Genomic DNA, 16543 nt, shown 5'->3' with positions numbered 1-16543 from the left:
AATGCCGCACCACCCATCGAACAGCCCTGGTCCGGGCAGCGGGCTGCACCAGCGACGCGTGCGCCGCATGCTGCTGGTCTCCAGCGCGATCACCCTGCTGGTATCGATGGGCTGGGCGCTGTTCTTCGGCTGGCGTGGTGACTGGCTGATCGTCGCGTCCGACCTCTTCCTGTTCCTGCTGGCCATCCACGGCGGCCGTCTCGCCCAACAGGGTCAACTGCGTCGTGCCGCGCTGACTCTGTTGCTGGGCCTGCTGCTGGTGGTGCTGGGCCATACGATCTACCTTGACCTGCCGACCGCAGCCGCGCCGCGCACCACCCACCTTTACTTGCTGCCGATGGCGATCTTCTCGATCGTCGTCTTTCGCCACGACGATCCGCGCCTGCGCCAGGGCCTGCCCTTGCTGTTCCTGATGCTGTTCGTGCTGTTGAGTGCGACCCAGTTCGGCATACCCAGTTCCCATGCCATGTCCGACAGCCTGCGCGTGCCGGGCTCCTGGATCACCTCGATCACGGCAATCGGCACCCTGCTGATCCTGCTGCATCTGCTGCAGTCCGATCTGGCCGAAACCTCGACCCAGGAGGTCGAGTTGCGCGAGGGCCTCGCACGCGCTCAGTTCGAGCTGTTCTACCAGCCCCAGCACGATGTCAAGGGCCGGCTGGTCGGCGCCGAGGCGCTCGTGCGCTGGCGCCATCCGGAGCGTGGCTGGGTCACTCCCGACGAGTTCATCCCGCTGGCCGAGCGCACCGGGCTGATCCTGCCGCTGGGCCAGTCCGTGCTCGAGCAGGCCTGCCGCCAGCTCGCGCAATGGTCGCGCCAGCCCGGCCGGCAGGGCTGGTCGCTGGCGGTCAACGTCAGCGCGCTGCAGATGCAGCAGGCCAGTTTCGTCGCCATGGTGCTCGGCCTGGTCGAGTACCACGCGGTGGTACCCGGCCGGCTCAAGCTCGAGCTCACCGAAGGGGTGTTGCTGCAGGAGTTCGACCAGGTCAAGGCCAAGATGCATGAGCTGCGTGCGGCTGGCATCGCCTTTGCGATCGACGATTTCGGCACCGGTTATTCCTCGCTGCAGTACCTCAGGCATCTGCCGCTCGAGCAGCTCAAGATCGACAAGAGCTTCGTCGCCGACCTCGGCCACCAGGACCGTGACAGCGCGATTGTCGGCACGGTGCTCATGCTCGGTCGCGGCCTGGGCCTGCAGGTGATCGCCGAGGGGGTCGAGAACGTCGAGCAGTGGCAGTTGCTGTCCGAGCTGGGCTGCCGGCTGTTCCAGGGCCACTGGTTCTCGGCCCCGCTGGAGCTGGTCGACTTCGAGGCCTATGCCATGGCCGGCTGCCTCCCGTCCGATTGGGCGCAGCCGGTGGCAGGGGGGTCGGCGCTGGAGGAGCCGGCGTTCGCTCAGGCCAACGCGGGGTAGTCGGTGTAGCCCTTGGCCGCGTCGCCGCCGCCGTAGAAGGTGTTGCGGTCCGGCTCGTTGAACGGGCCGCCCTGGCGCAGGCGCTCGGTCAGGTCGGGGTTGGCGATGAAGGCCTTGCCGAAGGCGACCAGGTCGGCCCCTTCGGCCAGCGACTGCTGGGCCAGCGCCAGGTCGTAGCCGTTGTTGACCATCCAGGCCGCCTGCCCGCCCGCGTCGCGGTAGGCGGCGCGCAGCGCGGCATAGTCGAACGGCTTGTGGTCGCGCGCGCCACCGGTCTGGCCTTCGATCAGGTGCAGGTAGGCCAGTCCCAGCGGGGCCAGTTGGCGCAGCAGCTGCTCGTGGATGGCCTGGGCCTGCGGGTCGCAGACCGCGCCATTGCCTTCCATCACCGGCGACAGGCGCAGGCCGACGCGGTCGGCGCCGATGGCGTCGCAGCAGGCGCGCACCATCTCGACCACGAGGCGGCAGCGGTTCTCGATCGAGCCGCCATAGGCGTCGTCGCGCCGGTTCGATTCCTCGCGCAGGAACTGGTCGAGCAGGTAGCCGTTGGCGCCATGGATCTCGACCCCGTCAAAGCCGGCCGCGATCGCGTGGCGCGCACCCTGGGCAAAGCTCTCGACCACGCCAGCGATCTCGTCAAGCTGGAGCGCGCGCGGCTCCGAGCAGTCGACGAAGCCGCCGCTGCGCTGGCCGTTCTCGTCCTTGATCAGATAGCACTTGGCGTTGGCGCGCACCGCCGACGGCGCGACCGGTGCCTGGCCGTTGGGCTGCAGCTCGACATGCGAGATGCGTCCCACATGCCAGAGCTGGGCCACGATATGGCCGCCCTGGGCATGGACGGCGGCGGTCACGGGCTTCCAGGCCTCGACCTGTTCCGGGCTGTGCAGGCCGGGCGTGTCGGAGTAGCCGTGGCCTTCGGCGCAGACCGGCGTGCCTTCGCTGACGATCAGGCCGGCACCGGTGACCGGGTGGGCGCGCTGGCCGTAGTAGGTCGCCATGATGGCCGTGGGGATCTGGCCCGGGGCGCGGTTGCGCGTCAACGGCGCCATCACGACGCGGTTCGGCAGCTGCCAGGCGCCGACGGTGACAGGATCAAACAGGGTAGGCGAGTTGGACATGGAGTTTGCAGGGGACAGTTGTGACGGCTTTCAAGTTTAGGCTTGGCCGATCCGGTTCGCTGGGCGGCATGGCCCATTTCCCCTTGACGGCGGGTGCATTCGGGATAATGGCGGCTTCCTGTCCATCCTGGCCTGTCTTGACCCAGTCCGTCCGTTCCGTTTCCGATCGCGTCCAGCGTTGGCTGGCCAAGCTGCCGCTGCCTGTTTTTCGGGCGGCTGGGGCAGCGTTTGGCCTGACGCTGTGGGCGCTCGCGCGCCGGCGCCGCTACATCGTCGAGCGCAACCTCGAGCTCTGCTTTCCCGAGGCCGACCCGGGCCAGCGCGCGCGCTGGGCGCGCGAGACCTTCGTGAGCTTCGGCCAGAGCTTCGTCGACCGGGTCTGGCTCTGGCATGGCAATGACGGCCTGATCGAGCGCCGCGTCGCGCTGACCGGCCGGGTCGACCTGCTGCAGCAGCCGGGTGCGGTGCTGTGCTTCGTGCCGCATTTCTACGGCATGGATGCCGGCTGGACCCGACTGACGCAGGCAATCGCGCGCAACTGGTGGACCTTCTACTCGCCCCAGAGCGGACCGGCGATGGACCGCTGGGTGCGCGAGGGCCGGTTGCGCTACGCCGCGCCGCGCCTGGTCGCGCGCCGCGAGGGGGTGCGCCCGCTGCTCAAGGGTCTGCGCGAGGGCGCGGCGCTCTGCCTGCTGCCGGACATGGACCTGGGCGCGCGCGATTCGGTGTTCGTCAAGTTCTTCGAGCAGGATGCGGCCACCGTGACCTCGCTGCCCCGGTTGGCCAAGGCCGCTGGCGTACCGGTCGTGCCGTGGATCTGCCGCATCGTGCCGGGCGGCTACCAGGTCGAGGTCATGGAGGCCTGGGCCGGCTATCCGAGCGGCGACGACAGCGTCGATGCCCGCTTCATGAACCAGCAGCTCGAGGGCTATATCCGGACCATGCCGGGCCAGTACCACTGGCTGCACCGCCGCTTCAAGACCCGGCCGGACGGCCAGGCCAGGCTGTACCGACCTTGAGCCGCTTCCCCGGTCTGGCACGGCAAGATGCGACCGCTGTCGCCAGCCCAGGATTCCGACCGGCTTTCCTGTTTATTTGTATTCGAATTTTTCGAATCAAGGCTTCAAGCCGCTTGTCGTCACTGACCGGGCCCGGTTCCTAAACTAGCCTGCATGTCCAGTACCACTTCACCCATCACCCGTTACCACGGCGTTGCCATTCTGCTGCACTGGCTGTTGGCCGCGGCGCTGATCGGCATCTTCGTGCTCGGCTCCTACATGACCGATCTGCCGTTCTCGCCGCAGCGGCTCCAGCTCTACAGCTGGCACAAATGGGCGGGTGTCGTGATCCTGCTGCTGTCCGCGCTGCGCCTGTTCTGGCGCCTGACCCACCGTCCGCCCGCGCTGCCGGCCCAGATCGAGCAGGCGATGCCGCGCTGGCAGGCCATTGCCCACCACGCGACCCATCATGGCCTGTACCTGCTGTTCTTCGCGGTTCCGCTGATCGGCTGGGCCTACAGCTCGGCGGCTGGCTTCCCGATCGTGCTGTTTGGCGCCCTGCCGCTGCCTGATTTCGTGCCGGTCTCCCCGGAGCTGGCCGAGTTCATCAAGCCCTGGCATGAGCTGTCGGCCGTCGCGATGCTGCTGCTGGCGGGCTTGCATGTGGCTGGTGCGCTCAAGCATGTGGTGATCGACCGCGACGGTCTGCTGCAGCGCATGTGGTTCGGCCGCTGAACGCTGCCAGCGCTGATTTCAATTGAATTTTCTGGAGTGTTTCCCATGAAACAGAAGTTTTTCGGTCTGGTTCTGACCCTGGCAGCTGCCGCTGCCTTTGGCCCGGCTCATGCCCAGCAGAAGCTGGTGCCGGCGCAAAGCGAGATCACCTTCGTCAGCAAGCAGATGGGCGTTCCGGTCGAAGGGCGCTTCCGCCAGTTCGACGGCCAGATCGCCTTCGAGCCGGCCAAGCCCGCAGCGACCAAGATCGCCTTCAGCGTCGATCTGGCCAGCGTCTCGATCAGCAAGGAAGCCGATGCCGAGCTGCCCAAGCCGGTCTGGTTCAATGCGCCCAAGTTCCCGAAGGCGACCTTCCAGTCCGGCGCCGTCAAGGCCCTGGGCGGCGGCAAGTTCGAGATCGCCGGCAAGCTCGCGATCAAGGGTGCCAGCAGCGATGTCGTCGTGCCCGTCACGCTGACGCAAAGTGGTGCCGTCACCACCGCGACCGGTGCCTTCCCGATCAAGCGCCTGGCGTTCAAGATCGGCGAGAACGAGTGGGCCGACACCTCGATGGTGGCCGACGAAGTGCAAGTCAAGTTCAAGCTCGCGCTGACCGGCGTGGCCAAGCTGTAATCCATCCCACCTCATTTTTTACTGGAGTCAACCCCATGCGCAAGTCCCTGACCCTGATCGCCGCTGCTCTGCTGTCGGCCGGTGCCGCCCAAGCCGCCAACTACACGGTCGACCCGACCCACACCTTCGCGACCTTCGAGATCAGCCACTTCGGCGCCTCGGTCAACCGCGCCCGCTTCGACAAGAAGGAAGGCACCATCGAGTTCGACCGCGCTGCCAAGACCGGCAAGGTCGACATCAGCCTGGACATGACTTCGGTCAACTCCGGCACCGCCGCCTTCGACAAGCACCTGCAAAGCGCTGACATCTTCAACGTCGCCCAGTTCCCGAAGGCACGCTTCGTGTCCGACAAGTTCGTCTTCGACGGCGACAAGGTGACCGAAGTCCAGGGCCAGCTGACCCTGCTGGGCAAGACCCAGCCGGTGAGCTTCAAGGCCAACCAGTTCAACTGCTACCAGAGCCCGATGCTCAAGCGCGAAGTCTGCGGTGGCGACTTCGAAGCGACCATCGACCGCGCGGCCTTCGGCGTCAACTACGGCATCGATTGGGGCTTCCCGAAGAACGTCCGCATCGTGCTGCAGGTCGAGGCCGTCAAGCAGTAATCGGATTTCAGCAGCCACCCGTCTGGGTGGCGGCCGACCGCAACCCGCCCACCGTGGCGGGTTTTTTTTCGCCGCGTAACACTTATGCTTACAATCAAATTTCTCAAATAAACAATCGAGACGACGAGTGGGGACCGAGCCAAGACCGAACAGGCAACCCTATGTGCGCAGCCTGCTGCTTTTCCTTGCGTTCTGCCTGCTGGTTGTGCTGATGGCTGCCGGGGAACTCAAGCGCAGCTACGACGATGCCTATGCCCGGACTTCGATCCGGCTGCAGAACAATGCCCTGCTGGTCGGTGAATGGGTCAAGGGGGTGTTCCAGACCTCGGACTACCTGCTGCGCGATGTCGCGGCCAATTTCCCGCCCTCCGAGCTCAGGCTGGGGCGCACTTCGGCTCAGCAGCAGCGCCGCTGGGTGCACTGGCTCGATGCCAAGCTGCAGACCTTGCCGTATGCGCAGGGCCTGAGCCTGTTCGACCCGGCCTGTATCCGGCGCTACACCCACGACGCCCGCGTCCAGTCCTATTTCGATGCCAGCGAGTGGGACTATTGCCGCCTGCTGCGTGAGCGCCCGACCGCCGAATCGGTCGTCACGCCGATGGTGATGTCTAACCTCGGCCGCTATGCCGTGACCCAGGCCCGGCGCATTCCGGGCCCTGGCGCCATGGGCAGCGGCTTTGTGGTCATCGGGCTCGACACCACGATGTTCTCGACGCTGCTGGACCGGATCGACACCGGGTCCGATGGCGTGATCACCTTGATCGACTCCCAGTTGCAGGTGGTGGCACGCAAGCCAGCGCTGGCCGGCGTGGTCGGCAAGTCCCTCGACAGTCCGATGATCCGGGCCTTCATCGACGGCAATGTCGATGTCAGCGTCGGCCGCCGTGTCTCGCAACTCGATGGCCAGCCGCAACTGGGCGTGTTGCGCAAGGTCGAGGGGCTGCCGCTGATCGTCTATCAGGGCGAGCATGACCAGGTCTGGCTGCGCGACTGGTATGCCCGAATCTGGAAGATCGGACTCGCCGCGCTGCTGCTGATGATTGTCGCCGCCCTGTTGCTGCGCGGCTACTGGGTGCAACTGGCGCTGGCGCTCCGGCTGGAGCAGGACATCGTCCAGCGGCAGCGGCTCGAGGACGAGCTCAAGGCCAGCGAGAAGAAGTTCCGCACCTTTGTCGAGCAGGCCCACGACATCATCTACACCCTGGACCTGCAAGGCTGCTTCCAGTATGTCTCGCCCAACTGGCGTGACCGGCTGGGCACCGACCCGGCCTCGGTGGTCGGGCAGCATTACACCAGCCTCGTGCATCCGGACGATTGGCCGGTCTGGCTCAGCAGCCTGCCCGGGAAGACCAGCGGCATCGAGTACCGGGTCCGCCATGCCGATGGCAGCTGGCGCTGGCATACCTCGAGCCTGACGCCGCTGTTCGACGAGCAGCAGCGCCCGAGCGGCATCCTGGGCGTGACCCGTGACATCAGCCTGCGCAATGCCCATGAACTGGCGCTGCGCCAGGCCCGCGATGCTGCCCAGGCGGCCAACCGGGAGCTGCAGCTGGTCAATGCCCAGCTCAGCAACCTGGCCACGACCGACACGCTGACCGGGGCCTGGAACCGGCGCCATTTCGAGCAGGAACTGCAGCGCGAGCTGATCCAGTCGCAGCGCTACGCCGAGCCGCTGTCACTGCTGATGTTCGACATCGATCATTTCAAGGCCGTCAACGACCGCTACGGGCATCCGGTGGGCGATACGGTGCTGGTCGGCCTGACCCGGCTGGTGCAGCGCAACCTCAGGGCGGCCGATACGCTGGCGCGCTGGGGCGGCGAGGAGTTCGTCATCATGATGCCGCATTGCGACGCCGACGAGGCCGTCGGTCTGGCCGACAAGCTGCGCGCCTTGCTGGCCTTGCAAACCTTCGAGACCGTGGGGCAGGTGACCGCCAGCTTTGGTGTCACGCAGTGCAGGCCCGAGGACTCGCCGCAGTCCTGGCTCAAGCGGGCCGACCTCGCGCTCTACCAGGCCAAGGCCGAAGGCAGGAACGCCGTGCGCCTGCTCGCCTGAGCCGGCGCTCGCCGTCCTTCTTGCCAGTCCCGGCGCGATGGGCGAGACTCCTGACATGGACAGTCTGTAACTTGATAGCCCACCAACCGGAGAAGATGCGATGGCAAACCCGAACGATCAGACCCAGGCCGGCAGCAGCGCCGCCGCGCAACTCGAAGCCGATGTCAAGCGAGCGGTCGAGCAAGGCCTGAACCTGCAGGATCAGGTCCGGCAGTTGACGCTGGCCCAGATCGGCAGCGGCAAGTTCGACCTGGCCGCGCTGCGCGAGCTGAGCCAGGCCGTGCTCAACGGCGCGCTGGCCGGTGCCCAGCCGCTGCTGCAGCCAGCGCTGGCCCAGACCGGCCAGGCCAAGGAGCAGCTGCAGCAGGTCGTCGCCGGGCTCGATGCCGCGCTGGCCCAGCTGGCGCAGAGCGCCAGCCTGGCGCTGCAGGAGGCGGCTGGCAAGGCGCAGGCCTTCTCGGCCACCGACCTCAAGCATGCGCGCGCCGATTTCGAGCAGCTCGAGCAGATGTTCCTCGAAACCCTGCAGTCCACCGCCAGCCGCACGCGCGATGCGGCCGGCGTCATCCTGTCCGAGCTGCTGGCCCATTCCCGCCTGCACGGCTCGGCCGTCGGTGCCCAGCTGCAGCAGGGCTGGCTGACGACGGCGCAGCAGCTCGGCGAGGTCGGCAAGGCCCAGCTCGATGCCGGACTCAAGCTCGCGCAGGCCAGCACCGACCTGCTGCGCCAGATCGCCGCCGGCGTGCTGGGCGGCCTGGCCGAACAGGTCAAGCCGGCGGCCAAGGCCGGACCCGGCCACAAGGAGACCTGAACGTCGCCTGCCGGATTGACGCCTACCCGTGCGGGTCCGGACGGTTTCGCCTCAGATCTCGATCTTGCTGCCGAGCTCGACGACGGCGTTGTTCGGCAGTTTCAGGAACTCGGCCGCCGAGCTCGCGTTGTGGTGCATCTGCGCGAACAGCTTCTCGCGCCACTGTGCCATGCGCCCGCCCATCGAAGGAACGATGATGTCGCGCGACAGGAAATAGCTCGTTCGCATCGGGTCGAGCGCGACGCCGCGGCGCTCTAGCTGCGCCAGGGCACGCGGCAGGTCAGTGTCGTCCATGAAGCCCAGGTTGACGATCACTTTCCAGCAGCCGCGTCCCAGCGCCTCGGCCTCCAGGCGCTGCGCTGGCTTGATCCAAGGTACTCCGTGGTTGCGCACCGTCACGAACAGGTTCTGCTCGTGCAGCACCTTGTTGTGCTTGAGGTTGTGCAGCAGCGCGTTGGGCACCGTGTCTGGCTGCGCGGACAGGAAGACAGCCGTGCCGTCCGCGCGCACCGGCGGGTTTGCGAAGATCGATTCGAGGAAGTCGCCCAGATCGAGCGCGTGGTTGCTGATCGATTCGCCGAGCAGCCGGCGCCCTTCGTGCCAAGTCGTCATCAGCAGGAACACGACTGCTCCGATCGCGAGCGGGAACCAGCCGCCCTCGGTGAGCTTGAGCAGGTTGGAGCCGAAGAACGCCAAGTCGATCACGACGAAGAAGCTGGTCGCGCCCAGGCTCAGCCAGAGCGGGTAGCCCCAGCGGTAGCGGACGACGAAGAAGGTCAGCACGGTCGTGATCAGCATCACGAGCGTGACAGCGATGCCGTAGGCGGCAGCCAGGTTGCTTGAGGTCTTGAACATCCCCACCGCCAGCACGATGCAGACAAACAGGCCCCAGTTCACGAAGGGCAGGTAGATCTGGCCGCTTTCCTCGGCGCTGGTGTGCTGAATCTGCAGGCGCGGCAGGTAGCCCAGCTGTATGACCTGCTTGGTCACGCTGTACGCGCCCGAGATCAGCGCCTGCGACGCGATCACGGTCGCAGCTGTCGCGAGACCGACCATGGGCAGCATGCCCCACTGCGGAATCATCAGGAAGAAGGGGTTCTCTACCGCCTCGGGCCGGGCGAGCAGCAGAGCGCCCTGGCCCAAGTAGTTGAGCGCGAGCGCCGGCATCGCCAGGCCGAACCAGGCCAGCCTGATCGGCTTGCGGCCGAAATGCCCCATGTCCGCATAGAGCGCCTCGCCGCCCGTGACGCATAGCACCACCGCCCCGAGCAGTACGAAGGTCAGACCAGGGTTGCGCCACATGAAGCCGAGCGCGTGATGCGGGCTGATCGCCCACAGGATCTCGGGGCGCTCGAGCACCTGCACCGCGCCAGCCGCACCGATCACGACGAACCAGACCACCATGATCGGGCCGAACAGCCTGCCTATGCCGGCAGTGCCGTGCTTCTGGACCGCGAACAGTGCGAGCAGGACCAGCAGGGTCAGCGGGATCACCGCCTTGGTGAAGGTGAGTGAGACGATCTCGAGCCCCTCCACTGCGGACAGCACCGAGATCGCCGGCGTGATCACGCCGTCACCGTAGAACAGTCCGGCACCGAAGACGCCGAGCAGGAGCAGGAAGTTGCGCAGGCGCGGCCTGTTGCTGACCGCCTCCATGGCCAGCGCGAGCAGTGCCACCAGGCCGCCCTCGCCGTGGTTGTCGGCGCGCATCACGAGCGTCACGTACTTGAGCGTAACGATCAGCGTCAGCGTCCAGAAGAACATGGACATGACGCCGTAGACGTTGGCTGTGGTCGGCTCGAGATGGCCGGAGCTGAACACTTCCTTGACGGCGTAGAGCACGCTGGTGCCGATGTCGCCGTAGACGACGCCTATGGCTCCCAGGGTCAGGGGTCCCAGCGAGGATTTGGGTGCGGACATGTGTCAGTACGGTCGCATTGAAGGCCGCTGCGTGGTTGCAATGTCCGGATTGTGTGGCGCTTCGACTGCTCCGGTCGGCCGCGCGGTGCATGGTGGCGTCTGGCACTTATGCTTTCCTTATGCGTGCGGTGACATACTGCAAACTGAGTTTTTCTGCACGGTGGTCGCCATTTCCGGCTGATTACCCGGCACGAAATCTCCGGCACAACCGATTCCAGCCTTCGTCTTGTCCTTGATCCTAGACCTGTATCCCGTACGCTGGGCGCTCGTCCTGCTGCTGCTCGCGGCGGCGACCGCGTTCGGCCTGCTGATCGATTCCTATGTCTCGCTGACCAGCCAGGCCATGCTCTATGTGCTGGTGGTGGAGATCGTTTCCTACCGTCTGGGGCGGTTGGAGGCGGCGGTCTGTGCGGTTGGTGCTGTCGCGGCGCTGAATTTCTTCTTCGTGCCGCCGCGCTGGACCTTCGCGGTCGACCAGCGCGAGCACCTGATCGCGCTCGTGGTCATGCTGTTTGTCGCTTTCATGACCAGCCGCCTGGCAGCCGGCCTGCAGCGCGAAGCCCGTGCGGCGCGCCTGAGCGAAGGCCGGGCGCGGCAGCTGCAGGAGCTCGCGATGCGCCTGTCGGCTGCTGCTGCCATGCACGAGGTCCGTACCATCGGGCAGGCCGCGCTGCAGGCTGCGTTTGGCACTGGCGCCATTCTGACGTTCGCGGATGAGGGCAATAGCGTGCCAGAGGCGGCGCAGGGCATCTGCCTGCCGCTGGGCGAGCAGGGCAGGGTGTTCGGCATGGCTGTAATTCCGGCCGCTGCCGCACAAGAGCAGGAGGGGCTTGAGCATGGCCGCACGCTGGCGGCGCTGCTGGCGCAGGCGCTCTGGCGGCTTGAGCTCGACGAGGCCGTCCTCGCTGCCCGCAGCGAGGCGCAGCGCCACGAACTGCTCAACACCTTCCTGGCATCGATCTCGCACGACCTGCGCACGCCGCTCGCGACCATTCTCGGGGCATCGTCCTCGCTGCAGACGCAGCGCGACCGGCTATCGCCCGAGCTGCAGTCGCGCATGCTCGGGAGCATCGCGACCGAGGCGCGCTACCTGACCGTTCTGACCGAGAACACGCTGCAGCTCGCTCGTCTGTCAGACCCAGTCGTCGAACTCCACCGGGACTGGGAGTCGGTCGAGGAGATCGTCGGCGCCGTGCTGGCGCGGGTGCGACCGCAGGACTCCGGGCGTCGCATCCGCTCTGTGATTCCGGCCGGGCTGCCGTTGCTACGCGTCGATCCGGTGCTGCTCGGCCAGTTGCTTATCAACCTGCTGGACAATGCGCTGAAGTACGCCGAGGGCAGCATCGAGATCCAGGCCTTGTACGGGCCGGGACGAATTGACCTTTGCGTTTCTGACTGCGGTCCCGGCATTCCCGTGGCGCTGCGCGAATCCGTCTTCCGTCCCTATTCGCGCAGCGACCGCTCGGGGCAGCGTGGCGCGGGTCTCGGCCTGGCGGTCTGCCGCGCGATCGCGATGGCCCACGGTGGCATCCTCGTCGTCGAGGGCCGTGAGGGCGGCGGCTGCCGCTTTCGCCTGAGCCTGCCGGTCGAGCTTCAGCAGCCCTTGGAGGAGTCGTCATGACCCTGCGCGTACTGGTGGTCGAGGACGACCGCGAGATCAGGACCTTCATGCAGTCCGCGCTCGCTGTCGAGGGCTTCGACGTCCTGACGGCGGTTTCGCTCAGCGAGGCCTGCGCTATCCTGCGATACGATTCACCCGATCTGGTCCTGCTCGACCTCGGTCTGCCCGACGGCGATGGTGCCGACCTCGTGCACGAGCTGCGTCAGCGCTCCAACCTGCCCGTCATCGTCGTCTCGGCACGCGACCAGGAGGCGCAGAAGATCAGGCTGCTCGATGCGGGGGCGGATGATTACCTGACCAAGCCCTTCAGCATCGGCGAGCTGCTCGCGCGCCTGCGCGTCGCGCTGCGCCATCGCGGCACGGCGCTCGAGCCCGCCGTCACGCTGCACGAGCTCGACGACCTGCGTATCGATCTTGCCGCTCGCATGGTGTTGCGCGACGGCGAGCCGGTGCATCTCACGCCGACCGAGTTCAAGCTGCTCGCGCGGCTGGTGCGCAGCGCGGGCCGGGTCGTGACTCACCGGCAACTGCTGGCCGATGTCTGGGGCGAGGCCTTCAGCGGCCATACGCATTACCTGCGCCTTTACATGGGCCAGCTGCGGGCCAAGATCGAGCGCGATCCGGCCGAGCCCAGGCACTTGCTGACCGATGTCGGCGTGGGCTACCGCCTGGCGGCGGTCTGAGCGGAACTCCCGGTCGGATGCTACGATATTCGCTTGCCGTCTTTCGCCGCAGCTTGCCAGCAGCAGGGCTATGCGGGAGGCTGGCTTGGGACCATCGCCGCCACCTACCAGCAGGAGAATCTCATGGGCGCAGAGCAATACCGCAGGGAAGCTGCAGCGCAAGCTGCTGCTCAGCTCTGGCTCGTCTGCTGGGCTGAACAGAGCAGCAAGGACGCCTGATGCTGTGGCAGGCGCTGGCCTCGGTCCGCGACTTGGGCCGCCTGCACGACATCGCCTCGGTCCTGATCCGCTACGGCTTCGGCGACCTGGTCCAGCGCTTCGGGCTGGCCAATGCGCTCGAGGATGCCGGCCGCGCGCTGCACTGGCGCGACAGCCATGAGCTGACCCATCTGACGCCGCCGCAGCGGCTGCGGCGCGTGCTCGAGGAGCTCGGACCGACCTTCGTCAAGCTGGGTCAGGTGCTCGCGACCCGGGTCGACCTGTTCGAGCCCGAGTGGATCGCCGAGTTCAGCCAGTTGCAGGACAGCGCGCCAGCCGTGCCCTACGAGCTGCTGTTGCCGCAGCTGGTCGAGGACCTCGGCGGCCTGCCCGAGCAGGTGTTTGCGGCCTTCGATCCCGTGCCGCTGGCGGCGGCCTCGGTCGCGCAGGTGCACCGGGCCCGCTTGCATGACGGCACCGAGGTGGTGGTCAAGGTGCGCCGTCCCGGCATCCGGCCGGTGATCGAGGCCGACCTGCGCTGGCTGCTGCGGCTGGCGCAGCTGGCCGAGTCCGAGAGCCCCGAGCTGCGCACCTTCAGCCCGCAGCAGGTGGTGCAGCAGTTTGGCAAGTCGCTGCGCAATGAGCTCGATTTCGCGGTCGAATGCCGCAACGCGACCCGGATCGCGACCCAGTTCGAGGGCTATGCCGATGCCGACGCGAGCCAGCCCCGGCCCGGCGGCGGCGAGCTGCTGCAGGCCGCGCCGCTGATCGTGGTGCCGCGCGTGCACTGGCAATGGAGCGGCGAGCGGGTCTGCGTGCAGGACTACATCGCCGGCATACCGGGGCGCAAGCTGGCCGAGGTCGATGCCGCCGGCCTGGACCGCAAGGTACTGGCGCGCCGGGGCGCGCATGCGGTGCTCAAGATGATCGTGCAGGATGGCTTCTTTCATGCCGATCCGCACCCCGGCAACGTGTTCTATCTGCCGGGCAACCGGATTGCCTTCATCGATTTCGGCATGGTCGGTCGCCTGTCCGAGCAGCGGCGCGAGCAGCTGATGGCGCTGCTGCTGGGCCTGGTGCAGCAGGAGCCGGCCCGTGTCGCCGATGTGCTGACCGACTGGAGCGGCGACGGCGCGGTCGACCACGAGGCGCTGGTGGCCGAGATCGAGGCCTTCGTCGAGCAATACCGCGGCTTGCCGCTGCGGCAACTCAAGCTGGCAGCGCTGCTGTCGGACGTGGTCGCCATCCTGCGCCACCACCGCGTCGCCTTGCCGGCCGACCTGGGCCTGCTGGTCAAGGCCTTCGTCACGCTGGAAGGTATGGGCCGCGAGCTCGACCCCGACTTCGACATGGCGGGCGAGGCGCTGCCGCTGTTGCGTCAGCTGCTGCGCGAACGCTACCAGCCCGCCGCCCTGCTCGGACGCGGCTGGCGCAGCGTCAGCGAGCTGCTCGGCCTGCTGGCCGGGCTGCCGCAGGACCTGTCGCGCCTGTTGCGCGCGGCGCGCAAGGGCCGGCTCGACATCCACATCGACGTGCTCGACCTGCGCCGGATCGGCAACCAGCTCGACCGGGCGGCGAACCGGCTGGTGGTCGGCATCGTGATCGCGGCGCTGATCATCGGTTCGTCGATCGTCATGACGGTGCCGGGCGGCCCGAGCTGGCTCGGTCTGCCGGCCTTTGGCCTGCTGGGCTTCCTGGGCGCTGGCCTGGGCAGCGTCTGGCTGCTGCTGTCGATCTGGGCCAGCAATCGGCGCGATCGGGATGATGGGTGAGCGCCTGTTCTCACGCCCGGCGAGCCAGCATACGACTCGCGTGAAATTCAGGAATCAAGTACCGGGAATTCCGGATTCATGAGGCGTGAAAGGCGGAGGATGAACCCGCCTTCACCAGTCTTGCCAGCAGGCCTGAGCAAGTCTGAAAGGATGGACCATTCTTATCGACCTTACCAAGGTTTATCAAATAACGGTAACCTTGGGTAAGGTCGAGAACCTGGCTGATCTTGTTGAGCCGGTGCGCCAGGGGGGGAGATCAGGGCGGCGCGACGTTCCTGCAGCAGGGTGATGGCGGACTGGACTTCGGCCACCAGCGCGTCGATCCTGGTGGTTTCGCGGTCAAGGAAAGTGGGAGCGGGAACGTCCAGTTCCAAGATAGGCGCTGAGCATCGAGCTACTGGCTCCTGCTGCGGAATTTCAATCTGACCGCGAACTTGGGGAATGCCGAGATACAACGCCAGAAACACTGGTGCGCATGCGTTGGGACGCAAGCGCAACCGGTACAGCTTGTCGCATGACATCAACTTGGTATGGTCTTGCAGCCTGAGTAGTCCTGCTTTCATTGTGCAAGATGACTTGCAGCTCAGAATCGTACCAGCACCTGCCGGAGTCCATTCGGTGAAATGGAACCGACGATTCCCTCCCGTTCAAGCTGTGCCATCAGATTCGATGTCCGGGAGTGCCCAAGCCTCAGCTTGCGCTGAATAAGACTGGTCGAGCATCTCTGGTGCTTTGTGAGCATGCGACATGCACGCCGCAACAGGATTGCCTCGGACTCCGTCTGATCCAGCAGGCGCGAGATTTTTAGCAAAGCTGCATCCAGTGTCAAGTATCGGTTGGCTGCCAGTTGCTGATCGATTGCTCTTGAATGGTTGTCATTCACCACCAAGGTGTAAACCTCATGCCGGCCAGTAGTAGCCTCGCTGGCAATACAGCTGTAAAGGCGTTGCGCCGAATCTGGACTGTGCTGCCAGATTTCGCGTAATCCAGTGCGGACTGCACTCAGTTTGATGGTCGCATGTCGCGGTGTCCGGATGATGACCAGAACGCCAGTGGCCGTTTGCAGCAGATCCGGGTTCTCAGTCAGGAGGCCATGAACCGAAGCCTTACAAGCCTGGATGATGTTGCCTGTGTCGGTGGGCGCTTGGCCGTACCCCAGCGAAAGATATCCCTGCCCGATCAGGCTGCGGACTTCATCAAGCTCGATCGAGATGACCGAGTCTGGGCCAAGTGCTGACATCACTGCCTGGCAGCATCCTTCAACATTCACAGGCTGTGCTGCAGCAGCACCGAGTGGGAGGGATGCGCCTTTGATTGCAATTCGAAGATCGTTTGGAAGTGGACAACTCGAAGCGCAGTGGTGGCTGCAGTTTTCCATTTTTGTACGGCATTACTTCAAAGAAATGTTTGCAAGCTTGAATCTTGAAAAAGTGTCGCTATTTTCAAAGTCCCAGCCTTCTGGCATTTTTGATTTGTAGCCAAGATCAAAATCTAATGTCATTTTCTCTTTCTTTGTTATGGTGGCTACCTTCCAGTGTTTCTGCAAAAGATGGGCGATCTGCTCGTCCGTGTGATGGCCGGCGCTGATTAAACGCTTACATTCCTCGATCAGCGTGGCACATGGGACAACATGCTCGGGATGAGTCGGGGTATCTGCGGTGACTTGCTCAGAATCACCCGCATGAACAAATCGGTGTTCTGGGTGCAGTATGTGCGAAAAGATACGGGTGTGGAAGCCATAACCTGAATCGTTCAGTTCAATCAAATTTCGGAAATGCCGAACGAGAAGTAGGCAGGTTGCTTGAACGATGACATCATTATCTTTTTTGCATGCGATTGTTTTCATGATTTACCTTGTTGAAGTTTGGCCGTGTTCACGATTGAATGAATTGCCTGTGATACAGGCTTACCCCCGTTCTAACATTCCCGAAATCCCTGGTATTTTGTAACAAAATGTAAAATGCATTCTGTCCGAGCTGGCCAGTGTCGGCCTGGTGCAGCTG

General features: G+C 65.3%; 16 protein-coding genes. 11 read left to right on the top strand and 5 right to left on the bottom strand.

Features of this window, described 5'->3' with window-relative positions:
* Position 1 precedes the first annotated feature (1 nt).
* Positions 2–1414, top strand: coding sequence for a putative bifunctional diguanylate cyclase/phosphodiesterase (locus C6P61_RS07470; RefSeq protein WP_105729307.1), 1413 nt, complete (start codon positions 2–4; stop codon positions 1412–1414).
* On the opposite strand, the gene C6P61_RS07465 is transcribed toward C6P61_RS07470, so the two are convergent.
* Entirely contained in the window at positions 1396–2532 is a 1137-nt protein-coding gene (locus C6P61_RS07465; protein WP_105729306.1) for an alkene reductase, read from the bottom strand. The two genes, C6P61_RS07470 and C6P61_RS07465, sit on opposite strands and share 19 nt — an antisense overlap.
* 137 nt (positions 2533–2669) lie before the next feature.
* On the opposite strand from C6P61_RS07465, the gene C6P61_RS07460 reads away from it, so the two are divergent.
* The 6 genes from C6P61_RS07460 (at position 2670) to C6P61_RS07435 (ending at position 8346) form a co-directional block, all read left to right on the top strand.
* Entirely contained in the window at positions 2670–3551 is an 882-nt protein-coding gene (locus C6P61_RS07460) for a lysophospholipid acyltransferase family protein (RefSeq protein WP_170067339.1), read from the top strand.
* Positions 3552–3704: 153 nt separating this feature from the next.
* A complete protein-coding gene (locus tag C6P61_RS07455; RefSeq protein WP_105729304.1) occupies positions 3705–4265 on the top strand; it encodes a cytochrome b in 561 nt (186 codons plus the stop codon).
* A 45-nt stretch (positions 4266–4310) separates the two neighbouring features.
* Entirely contained in the window at positions 4311–4877 is a 567-nt protein-coding gene (locus C6P61_RS07450) for a YceI family protein (RefSeq protein ID WP_105729303.1), read from the top strand.
* Positions 4878–4912: 35 nt separating this feature from the next.
* Entirely contained in the window at positions 4913–5479 is a 567-nt protein-coding gene (locus tag C6P61_RS07445; protein ID WP_105729302.1) for a YceI family protein, read from the top strand.
* A gap of 163 nt (positions 5480–5642) precedes the next feature.
* A complete protein-coding gene (locus C6P61_RS07440; RefSeq protein ID WP_105729301.1) occupies positions 5643–7535 on the top strand; it encodes a sensor domain-containing diguanylate cyclase in 1893 nt (630 codons plus the stop codon).
* A 100-nt stretch (positions 7536–7635) separates the two neighbouring features.
* The gene (locus tag C6P61_RS07435; protein ID WP_105729300.1) at positions 7636–8346 is read left to right on the top strand and encodes a DUF6781 family protein; all 711 of its coding nucleotides are present in this window, start codon (positions 7636–7638) and stop codon (positions 8344–8346) included.
* 51 nt (positions 8347–8397) lie between these two features.
* On the opposite strand, the gene C6P61_RS07430 is transcribed toward C6P61_RS07435, so the two are convergent.
* Entirely contained in the window at positions 8398–10266 is a 1869-nt protein-coding gene (locus tag C6P61_RS07430; protein ID WP_105729299.1) for a potassium transporter Kup, read from the bottom strand.
* Positions 10267–10492: 226 nt separating this feature from the next.
* Here C6P61_RS07430 and C6P61_RS07425 point away from each other — a divergent pair, with 226 nt between their 5' ends.
* The 4 genes from C6P61_RS07425 to C6P61_RS07410 are packed head-to-tail and all read left to right on the top strand — an operon-like array spanning position 10493 to position 14540.
* Positions 10493–11887 (top strand): DUF4118 domain-containing protein, encoded by a 1395-nt coding sequence (locus C6P61_RS07425; protein ID WP_105729298.1) that lies wholly within the window; start codon positions 10493–10495, stop codon positions 11885–11887.
* Positions 11884–12570: a response regulator gene (locus C6P61_RS07420; protein WP_105729297.1), complete on the top strand. Its 687-nt coding sequence runs from the start codon at positions 11884–11886 to the stop codon at positions 12568–12570. The genes C6P61_RS07425 and C6P61_RS07420 overlap by 4 nt, the downstream gene beginning before the upstream one ends.
* Positions 12571–12603: 33 nt before the next feature.
* Positions 12604–12789, top strand: a complete 186-nt coding sequence (locus C6P61_RS07415; RefSeq protein ID WP_105729296.1) for a hypothetical protein — start codon at positions 12604–12606, stop codon at positions 12787–12789.
* A complete protein-coding gene (locus tag C6P61_RS07410; RefSeq protein WP_105729295.1) occupies positions 12789–14540 on the top strand; it encodes an ABC1 kinase family protein in 1752 nt (583 codons plus the stop codon). The genes C6P61_RS07415 and C6P61_RS07410 overlap by 1 nt, the downstream gene beginning before the upstream one ends.
* 170 nt (positions 14541–14710) lie before the next feature.
* On the opposite strand, the gene C6P61_RS18045 is transcribed toward C6P61_RS07410, so the two are convergent.
* The 3 genes from C6P61_RS18045 to C6P61_RS07395 form a co-directional block, all read right to left on the bottom strand.
* On the bottom strand, positions 14711–15103 hold the full coding sequence (locus C6P61_RS18045) for a restriction endonuclease subunit S domain-containing protein (protein ID WP_211296942.1): 393 nt from the start codon (positions 15101–15103) through the stop codon (positions 14711–14713).
* Between the two features lie 20 nt (positions 15104–15123).
* Positions 15124–15810, bottom strand: coding sequence for a DNA translocase FtsK (locus tag C6P61_RS07400; RefSeq protein ID WP_170067338.1), 687 nt, complete (start codon positions 15808–15810; stop codon positions 15124–15126).
* Positions 15811–15930: 120 nt separating this feature from the next.
* Positions 15931–16386 (bottom strand): hypothetical protein, encoded by a 456-nt coding sequence (locus tag C6P61_RS07395; protein WP_105729293.1) that lies wholly within the window; start codon positions 16384–16386, stop codon positions 15931–15933.
* Positions 16387–16543: the final 157 nt, after the last annotated feature.

The organism is Malikia spinosa, assembly GCF_002980625.1.
GTDB lineage: Bacteria > Pseudomonadota > Gammaproteobacteria > Burkholderiales > Burkholderiaceae_C > Malikia > Malikia spinosa.
This window is presented reverse-complemented; position numbering and strand designations above follow the sequence as displayed.